The organism is Streptomyces sp. NBC_00271, assembly GCF_036178845.1.
GTDB lineage: Bacteria > Actinomycetota > Actinomycetes > Streptomycetales > Streptomycetaceae > Streptomyces.
Genome location: NZ_CP108070.1, coordinates 6,787,789 through 6,806,346, shown reverse-complemented (window position 1 = coordinate 6,806,346; position 18,558 = coordinate 6,787,789). Strand labels below are relative to the sequence as shown.

17 protein-coding genes and 1 pseudogene are annotated in these 18,558 nt (G+C 69.5%); 5 read left to right on the top strand and 13 right to left on the bottom strand.

What is annotated here, in order from left to right:
* Position 1: 1 nt before the first annotated feature.
* Both OG798_RS30965 and OG798_RS30960 read right to left on the bottom strand, forming a co-directional pair.
* Positions 2–2,413, bottom strand: coding sequence for a bifunctional polysaccharide deacetylase/glycosyltransferase family 2 protein (locus tag OG798_RS30965; protein WP_328758016.1), 2,412 nt, complete (start codon positions 2,411–2,413; stop codon positions 2–4).
* A gap of 19 nt (positions 2,414–2,432) precedes the next feature.
* A complete protein-coding gene (locus tag OG798_RS30960; protein ID WP_306454735.1) occupies positions 2,433–2,753 on the bottom strand; it encodes a hypothetical protein in 321 nt (106 codons plus the stop codon).
* A 391-nt stretch (positions 2,754–3,144) separates the two neighbouring features.
* Here OG798_RS30960 and OG798_RS30955 point away from each other — a divergent pair, with 391 nt between their 5' ends.
* Entirely contained in the window at positions 3,145–4,197 is a 1,053-nt protein-coding gene (locus OG798_RS30955; protein WP_328758015.1) for a chitinase, read from the top strand.
* Between the two features lie 118 nt (positions 4,198–4,315).
* Here OG798_RS30955 and OG798_RS30950 read toward each other — a convergent pair whose 3' ends face one another.
* The 5 genes from OG798_RS30950 to OG798_RS30930 form a co-directional block, all read right to left on the bottom strand.
* Positions 4,316–4,762 carry an imidazolonepropionase-like domain-containing protein gene (locus OG798_RS30950; RefSeq protein WP_121415373.1) on the bottom strand — a complete coding sequence of 149 codons (447 nt, stop codon included), beginning with the start codon at positions 4,760–4,762 and terminating at the stop codon, positions 4,316–4,318.
* A 7-nt stretch (positions 4,763–4,769) separates the two neighbouring features.
* Positions 4,770–5,984 carry a cyclic dehypoxanthinyl futalosine synthase gene (gene mqnC, locus OG798_RS30945; protein WP_267062564.1) on the bottom strand — a complete coding sequence of 405 codons (1,215 nt, stop codon included), beginning with the start codon at positions 5,982–5,984 and terminating at the stop codon, positions 4,770–4,772.
* A gap of 72 nt (positions 5,985–6,056) precedes the next feature.
* Positions 6,057–6,809, bottom strand: a complete 753-nt coding sequence (locus OG798_RS30940) for an A24 family peptidase (RefSeq protein ID WP_328758014.1) — start codon at positions 6,807–6,809, stop codon at positions 6,057–6,059.
* 2 nt (positions 6,810–6,811) lie between these two features.
* A complete protein-coding gene (locus OG798_RS30935; RefSeq protein WP_328758013.1) occupies positions 6,812–8,551 on the bottom strand; it encodes a serine/threonine-protein kinase in 1,740 nt (579 codons plus the stop codon).
* Between the two features lie 109 nt (positions 8,552–8,660).
* A complete protein-coding gene (locus OG798_RS30930) occupies positions 8,661–9,509 on the bottom strand; it encodes a menaquinone biosynthetic enzyme MqnA/MqnD family protein (RefSeq protein WP_095853193.1) in 849 nt (282 codons plus the stop codon).
* 344 nt (positions 9,510–9,853) lie between these two features.
* On the opposite strand from OG798_RS30930, the gene OG798_RS30925 reads away from it, so the two are divergent.
* Positions 9,854–10,057 carry a cold-shock protein gene (locus OG798_RS30925; protein WP_028805073.1) on the top strand — a complete coding sequence of 68 codons (204 nt, stop codon included), beginning with the start codon at positions 9,854–9,856 and terminating at the stop codon, positions 10,055–10,057.
* Between the two features lie 137 nt (positions 10,058–10,194).
* On the opposite strand, the gene OG798_RS30920 is transcribed toward OG798_RS30925, so the two are convergent.
* Together OG798_RS30920 and OG798_RS30915 are read right to left on the bottom strand one after the other, a co-directional pair.
* Positions 10,195–12,099, bottom strand: a complete 1,905-nt coding sequence (locus OG798_RS30920; protein ID WP_121415377.1) for an AMP-dependent synthetase/ligase — start codon at positions 12,097–12,099, stop codon at positions 10,195–10,197.
* 192 nt (positions 12,100–12,291) lie between these two features.
* Positions 12,292–12,585: pseudogene (locus OG798_RS30915) on the bottom strand (ATP-binding protein); the annotation flags it as partial.
* Between the two features lie 186 nt (positions 12,586–12,771).
* On the opposite strand from OG798_RS30915, the gene OG798_RS30910 reads away from it, so the two are divergent.
* The 3 genes from OG798_RS30910 (at position 12,772) to OG798_RS30900 (ending at position 15,549) form a co-directional block, all read left to right on the top strand.
* Positions 12,772–13,929 (top strand): RNA-guided endonuclease InsQ/TnpB family protein, encoded by a 1,158-nt coding sequence (locus OG798_RS30910; protein WP_266648999.1) that lies wholly within the window; start codon positions 12,772–12,774, stop codon positions 13,927–13,929.
* A 408-nt stretch (positions 13,930–14,337) separates the two neighbouring features.
* Positions 14,338–14,598, top strand: a complete 261-nt coding sequence (locus tag OG798_RS30905) for a DUF397 domain-containing protein (RefSeq protein ID WP_121418362.1) — start codon at positions 14,338–14,340, stop codon at positions 14,596–14,598.
* A 111-nt stretch (positions 14,599–14,709) separates the two neighbouring features.
* Entirely contained in the window at positions 14,710–15,549 is an 840-nt protein-coding gene (locus OG798_RS30900; RefSeq protein WP_328758012.1) for a MaoC/PaaZ C-terminal domain-containing protein, read from the top strand.
* A 5-nt stretch (positions 15,550–15,554) separates the two neighbouring features.
* On the opposite strand, the gene OG798_RS30895 is transcribed toward OG798_RS30900, so the two are convergent.
* The 4 genes from OG798_RS30895 to mqnE all read right to left on the bottom strand — a co-directional run bounded on the left by OG798_RS30895 (position 15,555) and on the right by mqnE (position 18,526).
* Positions 15,555–16,199, bottom strand: a complete 645-nt coding sequence (locus tag OG798_RS30895; RefSeq protein ID WP_121415380.1) for a TetR/AcrR family transcriptional regulator — start codon at positions 16,197–16,199, stop codon at positions 15,555–15,557.
* Between the two features lie 42 nt (positions 16,200–16,241).
* Entirely contained in the window at positions 16,242–16,547 is a 306-nt protein-coding gene (locus OG798_RS30890; RefSeq protein ID WP_075028610.1) for a DUF4229 domain-containing protein, read from the bottom strand.
* 94 nt (positions 16,548–16,641) lie between these two features.
* A complete protein-coding gene (locus tag OG798_RS30885; protein WP_257038861.1) occupies positions 16,642–17,181 on the bottom strand; it encodes a GNAT family N-acetyltransferase in 540 nt (179 codons plus the stop codon).
* Between the two features lie 181 nt (positions 17,182–17,362).
* The gene (gene mqnE, locus OG798_RS30880; protein WP_067367542.1) at positions 17,363–18,526 is read right to left on the bottom strand and encodes an aminofutalosine synthase MqnE; all 1,164 of its coding nucleotides are present in this window, start codon (positions 18,524–18,526) and stop codon (positions 17,363–17,365) included.
* Positions 18,527–18,558 lie beyond the last annotated feature (32 nt).

The following is an 18,558-nucleotide window of genomic DNA, read 5'->3' as shown; positions in this document are numbered from 1 at the left end:
GTCAGCTCACTCCTGCCGGGGTCCCGACCTCACCCGTGCGCTTGAGCTTCTGCCAGCGGAGGCGGCCGCCGGTTAGGGCGGTCACGGAGGAGTGGATCAGGACGAGGTACATCATCTGGCGGTAGGCGAGCTGCTGCAGCGGCAGCATCGCGAGGTAGCGGTACTTCTCGCGGTCGAGGCGGAACGCGTAGGCGGCGCAGACGAGTTGGACGACCAGCACCGCCAGCCAGGCCAGCAGTGAGGCCCAGAAGTCCACGAAGATCATCGAGTAGATGGTGAACACGTCGATGAGCGGAGCGAGGACCGGCGTGATGATCTGGAAGATCACGACGAGCGGCATGCCGATGCGGCCGAAGCGGCCCGACGGACCCTTGTCCGTCAGCGACTTGCGGTGCTTCCACAGCGCCTGCATGGTGCCGTACGACCAGCGGTAGCGCTGCGACCACAGCTGCTTCAGCGAACTCGGCGCCTCCGTCCAGGCCCTGGCGTGCTCCTGGTAGACGACCCGCCAGCCCGCGCGGTGCATCGCGATGGTGATGTCGGTGTCCTCGGCGAGCGTGTCCTCGCTCATGCCGCCGACCTCGAGGACCGCGTCGCGGCGGAACGCGCCGATCGCGCCCGGGATGGTGGGCATGCAGCGCAGCAGGTCGTACATGCGACGGTCGAGGTTGAAGCCCATCACGTACTCGATGTGCTGCCAGGCGCCGATGATGGTGTTGCGGTTGCCGACCTTGGCGTTGCCCGCGACCGCGCCGATGCCCGGGTCCGCGAAGGGCTGGACGAGCTGGTGCACGGCGTCCGGTTCGAAGACGGTGTCGCCGTCCATCATCACGACGATGTCGTAACTGGCGTTGCGGACACCGTTGTTGAGGGCGGCCGGTTTGCCCGCGTTCTCCTGGCGGATGACCCGGACGTTGGGCAGGCCCAGTGACTCGGCGATCTCCTTGGTGCCGTCCGTGGAGCCGTCGTCGACGACGATGATCTCGATCGGATGGGTGCTCTGCGCCAGCGAGTGGAGCGTGTTGGCGATGCACTCCTTCTCGTTGTACGCGGGCACGATCACCGTCACCGGCCTGGTGACCGTCGGCCCCCAGCTGAACTTGCCGCCCTTGCCGCGTTTCCTGTTGCGCTGTCTGTAGTGGCGGCGGGCGAGGATCAGCATCATCCCGAAGCGGCCCATGACGGAGATGCCGACGACCAGCAACAGCCAGGAGAGCAACGGCAGGACCCATTCGGCGACCGCGACCGCGTAGATGAGGGCCTTGCCCTCGTAGAGGGTCGAGCCGGTGGCCTTCTGCTGGCCGGACTGCTCGATGTTCACCTTGTTGGAGGAGTTGTTGGAGGAGCTGTTGGCAGAGCCCGAACCGGGCGCGGACTGCGCGCCGCCCGGCTGCTCGCCCAGCGCACCGGCCCCCGCACCCGCACCCGCTCCGACACCCGCACCCGCACCCGCACCGGTCTGTCCGACCCCGGCCTCGACGGCCTGTCCGGAACCGGCGGTGCCCGTGCGGCCGGCGCCGTTCTGCGCCCCGTTCAGCTTCGCCATCGCGCCGCTGACGGTGGTGAAGGAGTACCCCTTCGCCTTCATCTTCTTGATGTACGTGTCGAGCGCCTTGACCGTCTCCGAGCGGTCGCCGCCCGCGTCGTGCATGAGGACGACGGCGCCCTTGTTGTCCTTCGGCGTGGCCCACTGGACGATCTTCGAGACGCCCGGCTTCTTCCAGTCGTCGCTGTCGGTGTCGACGAAGACGCTGGTGTAGCCGAGGTTGCCGATCTCCTTGTAGACGGGCCAGCTGTAGTTGTCGACGGCGTTGATCTCCGAGGAGTACGGGGCCCGGAACAGCGTCGTCGTGATCCCCGCCGCACCCGCGAGCGCGAGCTGGGTCTGCTTCAGCTCGCGCTGGAGCCGGCCCGCGCCCTGGTAGGAGAGGTCGACGTGGGTGAAGGTGTGGATGCCGACCTCGTTGCCCTGGTCCACGAGGTCCTTCACGACGCCCGGATAGCGGGAGACCATCGAGCCGACCATGAAGAAGGTGGCCTCGACGTTGTTGTCGTCGAGCACCTTGAGGATCTGGGGGGTCCAGGTCGGGGTCGGACCGTCGTCGAAGGTGAGCACGATGGTCTTGTTCGGAACGGACTGGGTCTTGGCCGTGCCGCCCGTGAACGTCAGGAGCGGACCGCCGTCGAGGATCTTCTGCGGCACCTTGTCGTAGGCCGCGCCGTCGCGCACCCGCGCGTCGTTGCCGATCTCGGAACGCAGATAGCCGTCGAGCAGCATCACGCTGGTGAGCCCCAGCAGAAGCAGCAGGGCGAGGATCACACGCGGTTTCTGCAGCGCCGCGGCCTTGCCGGCCGCCCGCTCCATCTTGGTGGGGGCGCGCCGGCGGCCGCGTGAAGGCGTCGTCGAAGTCATGGAGGTGGGTCCGTTCCGGTCAGTTGGCGCCGGTGGAAGCGGACGCGGATGCGGCTGGGGAAGCGACCGAGGAGGGGGCCGTGCCCGTGCGCAGGCCCGACGGCGGGGTGCCGGTCGGCCTGCCGGTGGGGGCCACGCCGCCCTGCGGCCGAAGGTTGCCCCCGGGTGCGGAGCCGGCCTGGCCGCCGCCGAACGGGAAGAGCGAGGACGGGGTCAGCGAGGTGCCCCAGCCCATGAAGGCCATCCCGAGGACGACCGCGTAACCGAAGCAGACGGCACCGACGAGCATGCCGAACCTGCGCAGCAGACGTGCTCTGCGCCCGGAGTTGTCAACGAACACGGGACCGTCTTCGGACGCGTTGCCGCGTTTACGGCGGCGGCCGCGCCCTTGACTGTGGTTTTCGATGGCTGACTCGGATTGCATTCCCCGGATATTAGGGCTCCTTTATGTGGCCAATTCTCTGGTTCTCATGTGAGGCGCCCATGAAACTTGGCCCAAGCTGTCCATTCCCTGAGAGAATCCTTGAACATCCACGCAGCCCAGGGTCGATACATATTTACCTTGTGTACCGATTCGCGACCCTGCTTGCCCGATTCGCGTACCGCTACTCATGGGTTACCCATGCGCTTCCTGTATTCGGGAATCACCCTCGGATGTGCCACCTTGGAACTCCCGAATCGCACTTTGTTTCGGTCCTGAGACAGAAATCACGAGAGCGGGTGCATACGCAATGAGGGGTTATCTGAGGCCGGCTGCCGGGCTCACCTGCCTGTTTGCTCTGGCGGCGGCGGGGTGCTCGTCCGGTGGTACGGGTACCACGGACGCGGCGCCCGCGCAGACCTCCCGGGCTCCGCGGACGAGTGCGGCGCCCTCCGAGAGCGCGTCCTCCTCCGACACCTCGCCCAGCACCTCGTACGCGCCCTACGTGAGCGCCACGGAGGCCTCCGCGACGGACTCGACGGGGTCTCCGACCACGTACAACCTGGCCTTCGTGATCTCCGACGGCACCCACTGCACGGCCAAGTGGAACGGCACGGACGCCATCGACAAGGCCGCCGTGAAGTCCCGGATCTCGGCGCTGAAGGAGTCCGGCGCGAGTGTGCGCGTCTCGTTCGGCGGGGCGTCCGGCAAGGAGCTGGCGGAGGTCTGCGGCAGCGCGAGCGCGCTCGCGGCGGCGTACGGGGCGGCGCTCGACGCCGCCGGGTCCACCCAGGCCGACTTCGACATCGAGGGGGACGCGCTGACCGACTCCGCGTCGGTGGCGCTGCGGTCCAAGGCGATCGCGCTGCTCCAGAAGGAGCGCGGTGACCTGAAAGTGTCCTTCACGCTGCCGGTGATGCCGTCCGGGCTGGATTCGGACGGTCTGGCGCTGCTGGAGTCCGCCAACGACAACGCCGTGACGGTCTCCACGGTCAACATCATGACCATGAATTACGGGAGTTCGTACGCCGGGGACATGGGCGACTACGCCGAGACGTCCGCCAAGGCGACCCACGATCAGCTGCAGGAGGTGTTCGGGCTGTCGAGTGCGGGGGCCTGGCAGGGGCTCGCGTTGACGTCGATGATCGGGGACAACGACGTGGCCAATGAGAAGTTCAGCCTCTCGGACGCGGCGCAGGTCCGTGCGTTTGCCGAGTCCAAGAAGATCGCTTGGGTGTCGATGTGGTCGACGTTCCGGGATCAGCAGTGTTCGAGTGATGACGCTTCTTCGGACGATGCGGCCACCAATTGCAGTGGGGTTTCGCAGAGTTCGGGGGCGTTTGCGGAGGCGTTCGCCGGGTGACGGCGCATCTCTGATCTGCGGGCCGGTGGGGGCTGGTCGCGCCCCGCGGCGGAGCCGCATATATACACAGTCCCGCGCCCCTAAAAACGGGGCGCTTCCCCGCCCGGGATGAAGAAGTTCAGCGGCGTCTGTGTACCAAGCGTCCGGCGCACACCGTCGCCAAGCACGTCCCGTCCGCGTCGAAGACCGCCAAGTCGGCCCGGCCGGTGTCGGTGATCTCGGGCTTTCTTGCACTGCGGAGTACGGCGACCTCGTTGCGGGAGGCCGCCGCGCGGAGGCCGGGGGTGTCGGCGTACTCCGCCAGTACCGCCGTGGCACCCGACTTCAGAATGGCGTGAACCCGTTCCCGTGGGGACGGCGCCTCCGGCAGTGGGTCCTCGTGGACGAGCGCCGGCCCGAGGGTCCCGGGCCAGCTGCGGACCCGCGCCCCCGGAAAGCGCTCAAGGAGCACGTCCAGCGGGCCGGTGCCCGCGACCCGGTCGCCCTCCACGGCGACCGCGCCGTCCTTCAGCGGGTCCGCGTCCCAGCTGATGCGCAGCTCGTCGGCGGTGTGGATCGTCAGCACGGCGGGGCTAGTTGGAGGCGAGCAGCTTCAGCTCGGGGTGCGCCGTGCCGCCCTCGATCGCGGTGGACGAGATGTGGGACATGACGCGCTCGTCGACCGGGTCGTTCGCCGGGTCGTCGTGGACGACGATGTGCTCGTAGGTCGTGGTCCGCTGGGCGGGCACGCGGCCGGCCTTGCGGATCAGGTCGATGATCTCCATACGGTTGGAGCGGTGCTTGGCACCGGCGGAGGAGACGACGTTCTCCTCCAGCATGATCGAACCGAGGTCGTCCGCGCCGTAGTGCAGGGAGAGCTGGCCGACCTCCTTGCCGGTGGTGAGCCAGGAGCCCTGGATGTGGGCGATGTTGTCCATGAACAGCCGGGCGATCGCGATCATCCGCAGGTACTCGAAGAGCGTCGCCTGCGTGCGGCCCTTCAGGTGGTTGTTCTCGGGCTGGTAGGTGTACGGGATGAAGGCGCGGAAGCCGCCCGTGCGGTCCTGTACGTCACGGATCATCCGCAGGTGCTCGATGCGCTCGGCGTTGGTCTCGCCGGTGCCCATGAGCATGGTGGACGTCGACTCGACGCCCAGCCCGTGCGCGGTCTCCATGATTTCCAGCCAGCGCTCGCCGGACTCCTTGAGGGGGGCGATCGCCTTGCGGGGGCGGGCCGGCAGCAGTTCGGCACCGGCGCCCGCGAAGGAGTCCAGGCCGGCGGTGTGGATCCGCTGGATGGCCTCCTCCACGCTCACCTTGGAGATGCGGGCCATGTGCTCGACCTCGGACGCGCCGAGGGAGTGGATGACCAGCTGCGGGTAGGCGGCCTTGATCGCGGCGAAGTGCTTCTCGTAGTACTCGACGCCGTAGTCCGGGTGGTGTCCGCCCTGGAACATGATCTGCGTGCCGCCGAGTTCGACGGTCTCCGCGCAGCGGCGCAGGATGTCGTCGAGGTCGCGCGTCCAGCCCTTGGCGGTGTCCTTGGGAGCCGCGTAGAAGGCGCAGAACTTGCACGCCGTGACGCACACGTTCGTGTAGTTGATGTTGCGCTCGATGATGTACGTGGCGATGTGCTCGGTCCCCGCGTACCGGCGGCGGCGCACCGCGTCCGCGGCGGCGCCCAGGGCGTGCAGCGGGGCCTCGCGGTAGAGGACGAGCGCCTCTTCGGGGGTGATCCGCCCACCCGCGGCAGCACGGTCGAGGACGGCTGTGACATCAAAAGACGTGAGGTCGGCCTTCTCGGTCACCGGGAGCGTCCCTTTCGTAAGGGTTCTGGACGGACCCGGCCAGCCTACGCCAGCCCCGCCCGCGGCCCGACGTCAGGCCGCGTACGCCCCGATCAGCAGCCCGACGTACGCCCCCGCGATCAGGAACGGTCCGAAGGGGATGGACGTCTTGCGCCCCGCGCGTCGCATCAGCACCAGCCCCAACCCGTACAGGCCGCCGAACAGGAACCCGGCGAAGGTCCCGAGCACCACGGTCCCCCATCCGTACCAGCCGAGCACGGCCCCGATTCCCAGCGCGAGCTTCACATCCCCGAAGCCCATGCCGTTCGGGTTGACGAGAAAGAGGAGGAAGTACGCGCCACCCAGCACGAGCGACCCGAACAGCGCGGTCGGCCACGCCCCCGCGTGCTCCGGTACGAGGGCCATCACGCCCAGCAGGACGAGCGCCAGGCCCGCGAGCGGGAGGGTCAGGACGTCCGGCAGGCGCTGCACCCGGAAGTCCACGACCGCGAGCAGCACGCCGAGCGGCGCGAGCAGCAGCCAGACCGCCAGTTCGGGGCGGGCGCCGGTGGCGAGGGCGAGACCGGCGCAGGCCCCCGCGGTGGCGAGGGCGACGAGCGGGGTGCCGGGGCCGTAGCGGCAGTCGGGGCAGCGGGCGAGGCCGAGCCAGCCGCCCGCGGCGCCGGTGAGGACGTGTCCGTCGGGGCACCGGGTCCGCCACGCCTCGTCCGGCTCCACCGCGAAGCGGTAGGCGGCCCGCGGTACCAGCAGTCCCGCCACCGCGCCCCAGAGAGCGGCGAGGACGGTCAGCCACAGCGGCCGGACGGACCAGAGTTCGAGGTCCACGACTACTCGGCCTTCGACATGCGCGCCACCGGATCGCCCGCGTCCGCGTTGTCCGTCTCGTACTTGAGGTCGCCCCCGGCTGGGATCAGCCGCACCTCGTGGCTGCCCGTCGTACAGGTGCCGGAGTTGGACGTCTTGGCGATGCTCGTCGCGGTGAGCTGTTTGTCCGTGACCTTCTTCAGGACGAGTACGTCGTCACAGATGCCGCCGATCAGATCCGTCGACCGGAACGTGCCCAACTCCTTGCCCACGGCGGCCTGGTGGAGGGTGACCCGGAACGTGCCCGCGGGCAGCTTCCCGCTCAGCGCGTAGGCGTCGCCCGACCAGGTGCCGAGGTAGTGCGCGGGCACGGAGGCGAGCGTCGCGTCGGCCGAACCGGCGGCGCTCGGTGTCGCCGCCGGAGGGGTGGCCGCGGAATCGGAGCCGCCGGAAGCCGAGTTGTCGTCACCGCCGCCCGGGAGCAGATGGAACATGAACACCGAGCCCACGGTCACCGCGGCCAGCGCTCCCGCCACGGCCAGCGCGAGCGTGCAACTCACCCTGCGGCCACGGCCGTTCGCACCGGGCGCGGAGGTCGCGGCCATGCTGACGGAGAGTTTGCCCGGGTGATCTCGCCGGTCGTCGTCCCGGTGGCCGGGGCGGGCATCGGACGTGCTCGGGTGGACCGTCGGCGCCGCGACCGCGTCCTGGACATCGCGCTGCCCCGGCACGTACGTCGGCATGGCGTACGGCGGCATGGTCGGCGGCGGACCGAACACCCCGCCGGGCGGCGGCGTCCCGGCCCCGGAGCCCGTGCCCACCGAAGGGCTGCTGAACCCCACCGGGCCGGACGGCGTCACCTCCGCCGCCTCCAGGTTCAGCAGCTGCACCGCGCTGCGGCTGACCTGTTCCACCAGGGGCCCCGGCAGCCAGCCGGCGGTCACCAGCCGCGCCGCCCCCTCGGGGGCCAGGCGTCCGGCCACCTCACCCGGGGTCGGCCTACCGGCCGGGTCCTTGGCGAGGCAGGCGGCCACGAGTTCCCGTAGCTCCCCCTCCAGGGAGCCGAGCCGGGGTTCCTCGTGCACCACCTTGTAGAGGAGGGCGGCCGAGGAGTCGCCCGGGAACGGGGACTCGCCCGTCGCCGCGTACACCAGCACCGCGCCCAGGGAGAAGACGTCCGCCGCGCCCGTGACTCCCTTGCCGAGGATCTGCTCGGGGGACATGTAGCCGGGGGAGCCGACGGAGACGCCCGTCGAGGTGAGCGAGGCGGTGCCGTCGGTGGCCCGGGCGATGCCGAAGTCGATGAGGAGGGGGCCGTCGAGGGTGAGCAGGACGTTGGAGGGCTTGACGTCACGGTGGACGAGGCCCAGTGCGTGCACCGCCGTGAGCGCCTCGGCCAGGCCCGCGCCCAGCACCCGCACCGAATGCGCCGGAAGCGGACCGCCCGCGTCCGCGACCGCCGCCGCGAGCGAGGGACCGGCCGCGTATCCGGTCGCGACCCACGGCACGGACGCCTCCGGATCCGCGTCGAGGACCGGGGCCGTCCACGCGCCGCCCACCCGCCGCGCGGCCTCGACCTCGCGGCGGAAGCGGGCACGGAACTCCTCGTCGAGCGCGAAGTGCGGGTGCACGATCTTGACCGCGACCGTCCGCCCGCCCGCGCTGCGGCCCAGGTACACCCGCCCCATACCGCCGGAACCCAGCCGGCCGAGCAGCCGGTAGGGCCCCACGACCGTGGGTTCATCCACTCCGAGCGGCTGCATGGCGCTCCCACCTCCCCCGTACGCACGGACGCACTGCCCAGCAGGGTAGTTCCGTACGCCCCCGCGGGGTCCCGAACACCCCCGCGGGTTCATCGACGTCCCCGCGATCTCAGGGAGTCAGCAGTTCGACCCTCACGTCGGTCGGGAAGCCGGTGGTCGAGCCGACCCGCCGGGCGAACTCCTGTACGGCCGCGAGCTGCGGGCCGCCGAAGCGGAAGTCGAGCGTGGTGAAGTACTGCTCCAGGGTCCGCTCGTCGAAGGCCTCCCAGCGGGCCGCCTGCTCGGCGACCTTGGAGACCTCGTCCAGCGAGAGGTCCCGGGAGGCGAGGAAGGCCTCGTGCACCTTGCGGGTGACGGCGGGCTCGCGCTCCAGGTAGTCGCGGCGGGCCGCCCACACGGCGAAGACGAACGGCAGGCCCGTCCACTCCTTCCACAGCGTGCCGAGGTCGTGCACCTCCAGACCGAACTTCGGCCCGTCGAGGAGGTTGGCCCGCAGTGCCGCGTCCCCGATGAGGACGGCGGCGTCGGCCTCCTGCATCATCAGGCTGAGGTCGGGCGGGCACGTGTAGTAGGACGGCTGGACGCCCACGCTCTCGGCCAGCAGCAGTTGCGCAAGCCGAACGGATGTCCGAGAGGTGGAGCCGAGGGCGACGCGGGCGCCGTCCAGCTGGTCCAGCGGGACCTGCGAGACGATCACGCAGGACATCACCGGACCGTCGCAGCCGACCGCGATGTCCGGGAAGGCGACCAGCTCGTCGGCGTGCTTGAGGAACTCGACGAGCGTGATGGGCCCGATGTCGAGGTCGCCCTGCACCAGCTTCTCGCTGAGCTTCTCCGGGGTGTCCTTGGTGAGCTCGAAGTCGAGGAGCGTGCCCGTTCTCGCGAGCCCCCAGTAGAGGGGCAGGCAGTTCAGGAACTGGATGTGGCCGACGCGCGGCCGGGTGCGGTAATTGTCCACATCGCGAGGCTAGACCCCATGGAGTACCGTGCAGTCCCCAGGGTCCCCGCGTGGTTTCCGAAACCCTTCCGCCCTCTTGTGTCAACCCTTGCGACAGCGTGTCGACACCACCCTCGTCAACCCATCCGCCATGCGGGTCAAACATCCGGGTGACGTGATCTTGCCCCCTATTGCTTTCGGCTGCCTGCGTGCTAGGCTCGCCGCAAGTTGCAGTTTGGTTTCCCTTGCAGTACAGAGCCTGCGGAGCATGTGACCGCGGGCTCTCGTCGTTTTCAGACGAATGCAGTTGTTTACACAATCGCAGGTTCTGGAGCAGGGCAACCCTTTGGGCCCAAGGAGGGCTTATGGCTACCGGAACCGTGAAGTGGTTCAACGCCGAAAAGGGCTTTGGTTTCATCGCCCAGGAAGGCGGCGGCCCGGACGTCTTCGTCCACTACTCCGCGATCAACGCGAGCGGATTCCGCTCTCTCGAAGAGAACCAGTCGGTTTCCTTCGACGTCACGCAGGGTCCGAAGGGCCCGCAGGCGGAGAACGTCACCCCGATCTGAGTCTGCGGGCTTCATGAGCCCAATGCTTTGATCCGGAACGGATCGCATTACCCAAGGAGCCCCGCGCCAGCCGGTCGCGGGGCTCCTGCCTTGTCCTCCCCTGCCCTCTCTTGTCCTGTCTTGTCGGCGGTGCGTCCCTACCGCACGTACAGCTCCTCGATCTCCTTGCTGAAGTCACGCTCGATCGCCGCCCGCTTCAGCTTCAGGGTGGGGGTCACGTGGCCCGCCAGTTCCGTGAAGTCTCCCGGGAGGACGGCGAAGCGGCGGATGGACTCGGGGCGGGAGACGAGTTTGTTGGCCTCGTCGATCGCGCGCTGGAGGATGACGTTCAGCTCCGGGTCGTCCATGAGGAGCTCCGGCGGGACGGGGTGCTTGCCGATCATCTGGCGCCAGTGGGTGACGCCGTCCTGGTCGAGGGTGATGAGGGCGGTGACGTAGGGGCGGCGGTCGCCGAGGACGATGCACTGGGCGATCAGCGGATGCGAGCGGAGCCAGTTCTCCAGGGGCGCGGGGGCCACGCTCTTGCCGCCCGCGGTGATCAGGATCTCCTTCTTGCGTCCGGTGATGGTGAGGTAGCCCCCGTCGTCCAGTTCGCCGATGTCACCGGTCGCGAACCAGCCGTCCGGCGCCGCGTCGACGACGCCGCCCGCGTTCGGGTCCCAGTAGCCGCGGAAGATCTGTTCGCCGCCCAGCAGGATCTCACCGTCCCCGGCTATCCGTACCCGGGTGCCCGGCAGCGGCCAGCCCACCGTGCCCAGTCGGGGTTTGAGCGGGGGCGTGACGGTCGCGGCGGCGGTGGTCTCCGTCAGGCCGTACCCCTCGAAGATCTCGATGCCGGCACCGGCGTAGAACGCGGCGAGACGGCGGCCCAGCGGGGAGCCGCCGCAGATCGTGTAGCGGACCTTGCCGCCCAGCGCGTTGCGGATCCGGCGGTAGACCAGGGGGTCGTAGAGGGCGCGGGCGGCGCGCAGGGAGCGCGAGGGACCAGGCCCGGTGCCGTGCTGCTTGGCCTCGACCGCCTCGCCGTAGCTGCACGCGATGCGCGCGGCGCGGTCGAAGGAGGACCCGCGGCCCATCTTCTCGGCCGTGGCCCGGCCGGTGTTGAACACCTTCTCCATGACATAAGGGATGGCCAGCAGGAAGGTGGGTCGGAAGCTCGCCAGGTCCGCGAGCAGGTCCTCGGTACTCAGGCTCGGCGCATGGCCCAGGCGCACCCGGGCGCGCAGACAGGCGACCGCGACCATCCGCCCGAAGACATGGGAGAGGGGGAGGAAGAGGAGCATCGACGCGGCGTCCGAGGTCTTCGCCTTGAAGATCGGGTACAGCAGTTCGATCGCGTTGTCGATCTCGGCGAAGAAGTTGCCGTGGGTGAGTACGCAGCCCTTGGGGCGGCCGGTGGTGCCCGAGGTGTAGATGAGGGTGGCGAGCGTGTCGGGGCCGAGCACCCCACGGCGCACGGCGACCTCCTGGTCCGGGATGTCCCGGCCCAGCTCGGCCAGCCGCTCCAGGTGTCCCTTCTCGAAGACCCACATGTGCCGCAGGTCGGGGATCCGGTCGCGTTCCGGGCCGAGCGCGGACGCCTGCGCCACCGTCTCCGTGGCGAGGGCGACGGCTCCCGAGTCCTGGAGGATCCAGCGGACCTGGAAGACGGAGGAGGTGGGATAGACGGGGACGGTGACCAGACCCGCCGCCCAGGCCGCGAAGTCCAGGAGCGTCCACTCGTACGTCGTCCGCGCCATGATTGCGATGCGGTCGCCGGGCGCCAGACCCTCGGCGATCAGGCCCTTCGCCACCGCCAGCACCTGCGCGGCGAACTCGGTGGCGGTCACGTCCTCCCAGGCGCCGTCGGCGTTCTTCCTGCTGAGGACCGCCGCGTTCGGGGCCACGGTCGCGTTGTCGAACGGGATGTCCGCGAGCGAGCCGTGGGTCACCTGACCGACGAGGGGTGGCACGGACACCTCGCGCACCACTCCGTCCAGCCGCCTGATCTCGGGCTCCACGAGGGAGGGTGGGGAGTCGTACGGGCTGGGCTGGGTGGACATGGAGTGGCTCCTTGGCTACCAGGACCCGGTCGGTATGAGGCGGGTTGGGGGCGCAAAGCCTCATACGTGCCTGGGACGTGGGGGGTTCATGCGAGTTTCAACAAGGCAGGGGTGAGCGGGATCGTACGGGGCGGGAGTGTGGGCTTTGTGGGTGTTCAAGGCGGGCGAAGTGCGAGTTACCCGGGGTAAATCTTAATTCTTCAGTGGAAGTTCGGCCCATACCGTCTTGCCGACCAGGCGGTGCGCGACGCCCCATACGGTGGCGAGCACGGCCACGACGACCAGACCCCGCCCTCCCTCACCGTCCACCTCCCGCGCGCCGAACCGCAGATGCCGGTCACCGCGCGTGTCACTCACCTCGATGCGCAACGTGCCCTCCGGGAGGCGCAGCAGGCGGAGTTCGAAGTCGCGTCCGGGTACGCGGCCGTGGGTGACCGCGTTGGCGGCGAGTTCGGCCACGACGTGCTGTGCGGTGTCGTTCACGTCAGGGAGGAATCGCGTCCCGGACCGTGACGCGGAGCGTCACTGCGCCCCACGGCCAGGTGCGGGGCACCCTCATCGATTCCCAGCGGAACCGGGAAATGCGCACGCGCGTGCGATGCGGTCGCGGGTATGGGTGAGCGCATGCGAAACCCGCCCGGGTGTGCGAAGCATTGTCTAGGTTGGCGTGTTGTGAAGCTGGTGGTGCAGGTGAAGCTGCTGCCGTCGCCCGAGCAGGCGGCGGCGCTGGAGGCGACTCTGCGCGCCTGTAACCGGGCCGCCGAGCACGTCTCCCAGACGGCCTTCGCGTCCGGAGTGATGGACCGTAACGGCCTGCAGAAACTGGTGTATACGGACATCAAGGCCAGTTTTGGGCTGTCAGCGCAGCCGGCGGTGCGAGTGGTGAAGAAGGTCGTGGACGCCTACCGCACGCTCGCGGCGAGTCTGCGGGCCGGGCGGCTGGGCCGCCCGTCGTCGAAGCGGTACCGCAAGGCCGTCGGCTCTGCTGTCGGCTTCCGGCCGGAGGCGGCGCAGCCGTTTGACGACCGGTGCCTGTCCTGGCAGACGGATGCGCGCACGGTGTCGATCTGGACGGTGGACGGGCGGATGCGCGGCATCCGCTACACCGGCTGTGCGGACCAGCTCAAGACGCTGGCCGAGTACCGCAAGGGCGAGTCCGACCTGGTGCGGCGGGGCGGGAAGTGGTTCCTGATCGCGACCTGCGAAATCCCCGAGCCGGAGGTGTTCGAGCCGGTGGACTGGATCGGGGTGGACCGTGGCATCGCCAACTTGGCCACCACCAGCGACGGGACCAACTACCAGGGCCGTCGCCTGAACCGTTACCGCAGGTGGCAGGCCCGCAAACGCGCCGAACTCCAGGCCAGGTGCACTCGCTCGGCCACCCGCCGCTTAGCCCGCCATGCGAAGAAGGAGCAGCGCCATGCAGCGCACGTGAATCACCGGATTTCGAAGGAGATTGTGTCTGTCGCGCAACGCACCGGTCGTGGGATTGCCGTCGAGCAGCTCGACGGGATCCGCGAGCGGGTACGGCTTCGTCGCGACCAGCGGGGCACGCTCTCCTCATGGCCGTTCCACCAGCTCGGACAGCATCTCGCCTACAAGGCGCGCCGGGCCGGGGTGCCGTTCCTGGCAGTGGATGCGGCCTACACCTCGCAGCGCTGCCCGCGCTGCGGGCACACCGGGCGGGCCAACCGGCCCACCCGGGACCGTTTCTCCTGTCGTCGGTGCGGCCTCGCTGGGCCCGCCGACCACGTCGCCGGGGTCAACGTGCGCGACCGCGCGCGCTCGGCGTGGGTATTTGTCACCATGCCCGTCCCGTCATCGGCATAGCCGGAACGCGGGAGATGCGCCCCGTGACCGTCCTGTCGTAGGGGACAGTCGGGAGCGCGACAAGGTGTGAACGACCGAGTTGCACAAGCTCTGCCGTTCACGGCCGAGAAGGTGACATCGCCGAGCGTGGTCGGCTCGTCCTACGCTGACCAGGAGCGATCTGGCGACGCTGCGTAGCCGTACGGGTGCGGTGCGCGGGTTGTCGGGCGTGGCGGTGAGCGTGTGAAGGCGGTGGCGTACGTGACGGAAGAGACCGACCGGAGGCCGGAGACTCCGGCGGAGGCCCGAGGGAACGACGGGCTTGTGCACCGCGCTCGGCAAGATGCTGAAGCTCTTGCGTGAGCGGCGGGGATGACACAGAAGGAGTTCGGGCAGATGGCGGGATACGGGCCCGACGCGATCTCGGCGATGGAGCGGGGCGTACGGCAGTTGAACTGGTTCAAGTCCAGCTACAGCAGCGGCGAGGGCGGCGACTGCCTAGAAGTCGCCTACATCTGGCGCAAGTCGAGCTACAGCGACGGCGAGGGAGGTCAGTGCCTCGAAGTCGCTGTCACCCCCCACCCCATCCACATCCGCGACTCCAAGGACCCCACCGGCCCCCGCCTCACCCTCTCCCCCACCACCTGGTCCGCCTTCGTCACCGCCGGGCCCGGGATCGCGGGCCCCTGACGCGGACCACGCGACGAACGCGCGCCGTGCTCTGCCCCGGCAGGTATTGACGCGGACTTACCCCGGGTAACCTGACTCCGGAGTAAATACATCCGAGCCGGGAGCTGGACCATGGCCGACCGCTATCCGATGACCCCTCTCCTCGCCCGAGGCGCCCTGTTCTCCCCCTTCAAACGACCCCGCCCGGACGCCCACGTGCCGCCGACCCGGCTCGTTCTCCCGGACGTCCGTATCGATCTCGCCCGGCTCGCCACGTACGAGCGGGTCTGCGGGTTCGCCACGGGGGCGGACGCGCTGCCGGTGACGTATCCGCATGTCCTCGGGTTTCCGCTCGCCATGCGGATCATGGCGAGCCGCTCGTTCCCCCTGCCGCTGCTCGGGCTCGTCCACACCTCGATCGAGATCACCCAGCGGCAGCCACTGGGCGCCTCGGAGGCGTACGAACTCGACGTGCGCGTAGCGGGGTTGGAACCCCATCACCGTGGGACGCAGGCCTGCGTCGTGACCGAGGCGAGGGTCGACGGCGAGCCGGTGTGGGAGTCGAGGAGTACCTATCTCGCCCGGCACCGGACGGCCGGGGAGCCGACGTCCACGCCCCCGCGGGAGCCGGGCGACGGCAAGCCTCTCCCCGTCCGTGCCCAGTGGCGGCTGGGCGGTGACGTGGGTCGGCGGTACGGCGCCGCCTCGGGGGACCGCAACCCCATTCACCTGCACCCCCTCACCGCCCGCCTGTTCGGCTTTCCCCGCGCCATCGCGCACGGCATGTGGACGGTGGCCCGTTGCCTCGCGGAACAGGGTCCCCAGGACGCGGTACGTCTGCGTGCCGAATTCAAGGCCCCCGTCCTCCTCCCGGGCACGGTCACCTACGCCGCCGACGGCCCCGTGTTCGAGCTGCGCGGCACGGACTCCGGACGCCTGCATCTGACGGGCGATCTACAGCCCGTACGGTGAAGGGGTCAGTCCTGCGGAGGCGTCCACGGGCGGTTCTCCATCAGGTCGCCCAGGCCCGCCCAGGCGAAGTTCATCAGGGTCGCCGCGGCCTGCTTCGCGGAGACGCCCGGCGTGGCGTTGGCCCAGGCGGCGAGGGACTCGGCGGCGCCGACGAGGGCCTCGGCGAGTCCGGCCACCTCCCGTTCGGGGAGCGACGGATCACGGTGTGCGTCGCGCGCGGCGACCACGATCAGCTCGGTGACGAACGCGACGAGTTCCTCGCGCATCGTCGCGACCTCGGCCGCGAACGGCTCGCCGTGCGTACGCGCCTGACGGTGCAGGACCGCCCAGCCGTCCGGATTCTCCGCCGTGTGCGTGAAGAACGCCCGCAGGCCCGCCCAGAGTTGACGGTCGGCGGGCAGGCCGGGCCGGACGCCCGCGCGTACCGCCGTGGTCAGTGCGGCCGCCTCACGGCGGATGCAGGCGGTGAAGAGGTCTTCCTTGGAGTTCAGGTACAGGTACACCAACGGCTTGGACACGCCCGCCAGATCGGCGATCTCGTCCATCGAAGCGGCTCGGTACCCCCGCTGCCCGAAGGTCCGCACGGCGGCGTCCAGCATCTGCTGTTCGCGTACGGCGCGCGGCATCCGCTTGTTCTTCACAGCACCCATACAGGCAAGCGTACGATCGGCCGCCGTCGGCCAGGCACAGCGTTACGAGGTCTGGCCCTGCACGCCGCCGCGGGCGGCGTCGTCCACGCCGTCCTCCTGGCTGCGGTTCTGCTCCAGGTTGGTCTTCATGCGATCCACGCGCGCGACGACCTGGGCGGAGGCGCGGTCGCGCTCCTTGCGCAGCACGACGAAACTGATGGGCGCGGAGATCACCAGCGCGAGCAGGACGATCCACATGTAGTTGGAGTCACCCAGGCCGCGCGGGGCGATGCCCAGGTAGACGAGGCCCCAGACGACCACGAGGCAGCCGGCGAAGACGCCGAGGCGCATCAGTGTGTAGCGGCCCATGTCAATCCACTCTTCCGTTCCGAACCGTTTCGAACGTTCCCAAAGGGCACCGTCCAGTGAAGCACGCCCGGCGTTCCCGGCGCGCAGGGGGGCCTCAGTCGGTGCGCGGGAGAGGCAGCAGCATCGTGATCTCGTCGCGGTCGTCGCCCGGCGCGACACGCAGCGCGTCGGGCGCCCGGCCGATCTCCTTGTAGCCGCAGGAGGCGTAGAAGCGTTCCAGTCCCTCCCCGCCCCGGCAGGTGAGCCGGAGTCCCTCCAGGCCGAGCGCGCGGGCCTGATCCTCGGCCTCGCGGAGCAGGTCGGCGCCGTAGCCGCGGCCCTGGAGGGCCGGGTCGACCATGACGGTGTACAGCCAGGCCCAGTGGAGCATGAGGGGGTGGTCGTTGAAGGCGAGGAACGCGGTGGCGGCGAGCCGGCCGTCGGGGGTGAATCCGGCGAGGAGCCGGGTGCGGCCCTCGGCTATCGCGGTGAGGTGGGCCTCGGCGCGGGGACCTATGTCGACGGCGGTCACCGGCGGCACGAAGCCGACCGCACCGCCCGCGTTGGTGACATCCGTCCAGAGGGTGAGCAGTTGGTCGGGCAGGGGGTGGGGCGGCTTGGCGTCACGGGTGAACAGGGTGAAGGTCAGTGGCACGGCCACCGAGCGTAGAACACCGAGGTCGGAGCGGACCAACTGCGGATGTCACCCGCCCACGCCAGGTTGAACTTCCGGAACACGACCGCGGAGTCGTCGCACGAAGCGACATGCCGGCCCCCTCCGCGAGGAGGGAACCGGCACAGGGACCGTCATGGGCGTACGACCGGACCGCGGAGCGTCAGACGCGCATCGGCTGCGGCGACTCGCGGCGCGCCGGGTCCGGACCGTCGTACTCGCGGATGATCTCGTAGCGGGTGTTGCGCTCGACCGGCCGGAAGCCCGCGTCGCGGATCAGGTCGAGCAGGTCCTCGCGGGTCAGCTTGTTCGGCGTGCCGTAGTTGTCCGCGTCGTGCGTGATCTTGTACTCGACGACCGACCCGTCCATGTCGTCGGCACCGTGCTGGAGGGCGAGCTGCGCGGTCTGCACGCCGTGCATCACCCAGAAGACCTTGACGTGCGGCACGTTGTCGAAGAGGAGACGGGAGACCGCGAAGGTCTTCAGGGCCTCGGCGCCGGTCGCCATCTGGGTGCGCGCCTGGAGCCGGTTGCGGACCTTGCCGTCCTTCATGTCCACGAAGTCGTGCTGGTAGCGCAGCGGGATGAAGACCTGGAAGCCGCCGGTCTCGTCCTGGAGCTCACGGAGCCTGAGGACGTGGTCGACGCGGTGGCGGGGCTCCTCGATGTGCCCGTACAGCATCGTGCACGGGGTCTTCAGACCCTTCTCGTGCGCGAGCCGGTGGATGCGCGACCAGTCCTCCCAGTGCGTACGGTGGTCCACGATGTGCTGGCGGACCTCCCAGTCGAAGATCTCCGCGCCGCCACCGGTGAGGGACTCGAGGCCCGCCTCGATCAGCTCGTCGAGGATCTCCGACGCCGACAGCCCGGAGATCGTCTCGAAGTGGTGGATCTCCGTCGCCGTGAAGGCCTTCAGGGAGACGTTCGGGAGGGCCTTCTTCAGCTCGCTCAGCGACCGCGGGTAGTAGCGCCACGGCAGGTTCGGGTGCAGGCCGTTGACGATGTGCAGCTCGGTGAGGTTGTCGTTCTCCATCGCCTTGGCGAGGCGGACGGCCTCCTCGATGCGCATCGTGTACGCGTCCTTCTCGCCCGGCTTGCGCTGGAACGAGCAGTACGCGCAGGACGCGGTGCACACGTTCGTCATGTTGAGGTGGCGGTTGACGTTGAAGTGGACGACGTCGCCGTTCTTGCGCGTGCGCACCTCGTGGGCGAGCCCGCCCAGCCAGGCCAGGTCGTCCGACTCGTACAGCGCGATGCCGTCCTCGCGGGTCAGCCGCTCACCGGCTCGAACCTTCTGCTCCAGCTCGCGCTTGAGCCCGACGTCCATGCCTCTACCTCTTCCTCAGACAGCCTTCGTAA

Bases quoted from the DNA above. Each gene is read 5' to 3' on its own strand.
- OG798_RS30925 (WP_028805073.1), top strand. From the start codon at position 9,854: ATGGCTACCGGAACCGTGAAGTGGTTCAACGCCGAAAAGGGCTTTGGT.
- OG798_RS30920 (WP_121415377.1), bottom strand. From the start codon at position 12,099: ATGTCCACCCAGCCCAGCCCGTACGACTCCCCACCCTCCCTCGTGGAG.
- OG798_RS30965 (WP_328758016.1), bottom strand. From the start codon at position 2,413: ATGACTTCGACGACGCCTTCACGCGGCCGCCGGCGCGCCCCCACCAAG.
- OG798_RS30900 (WP_328758012.1), top strand. From the start codon at position 14,710: ATGGCCGACCGCTATCCGATGACCCCTCTCCTCGCCCGAGGCGCCCTG.
- OG798_RS30955 (WP_328758015.1), top strand. From the start codon at position 3,145: ATGAGGGGTTATCTGAGGCCGGCTGCCGGGCTCACCTGCCTGTTTGCT.
- OG798_RS30905 (WP_121418362.1), top strand. From the start codon at position 14,338: ATGGAGCGGGGCGTACGGCAGTTGAACTGGTTCAAGTCCAGCTACAGC.
- OG798_RS30935 (WP_328758013.1), bottom strand. From the start codon at position 8,551: ATGCAGCCGCTCGGAGTGGATGAACCCACGGTCGTGGGGCCCTACCGG.
- OG798_RS30890 (WP_075028610.1), bottom strand. From the start codon at position 16,547: ATGGGCCGCTACACACTGATGCGCCTCGGCGTCTTCGCCGGCTGCCTC.
- OG798_RS30895 (WP_121415380.1), bottom strand. From the start codon at position 16,199: ATGGGTGCTGTGAAGAACAAGCGGATGCCGCGCGCCGTACGCGAACAG.
- mqnE (WP_067367542.1), bottom strand. From the start codon at position 18,526: ATGGACGTCGGGCTCAAGCGCGAGCTGGAGCAGAAGGTTCGAGCCGGT.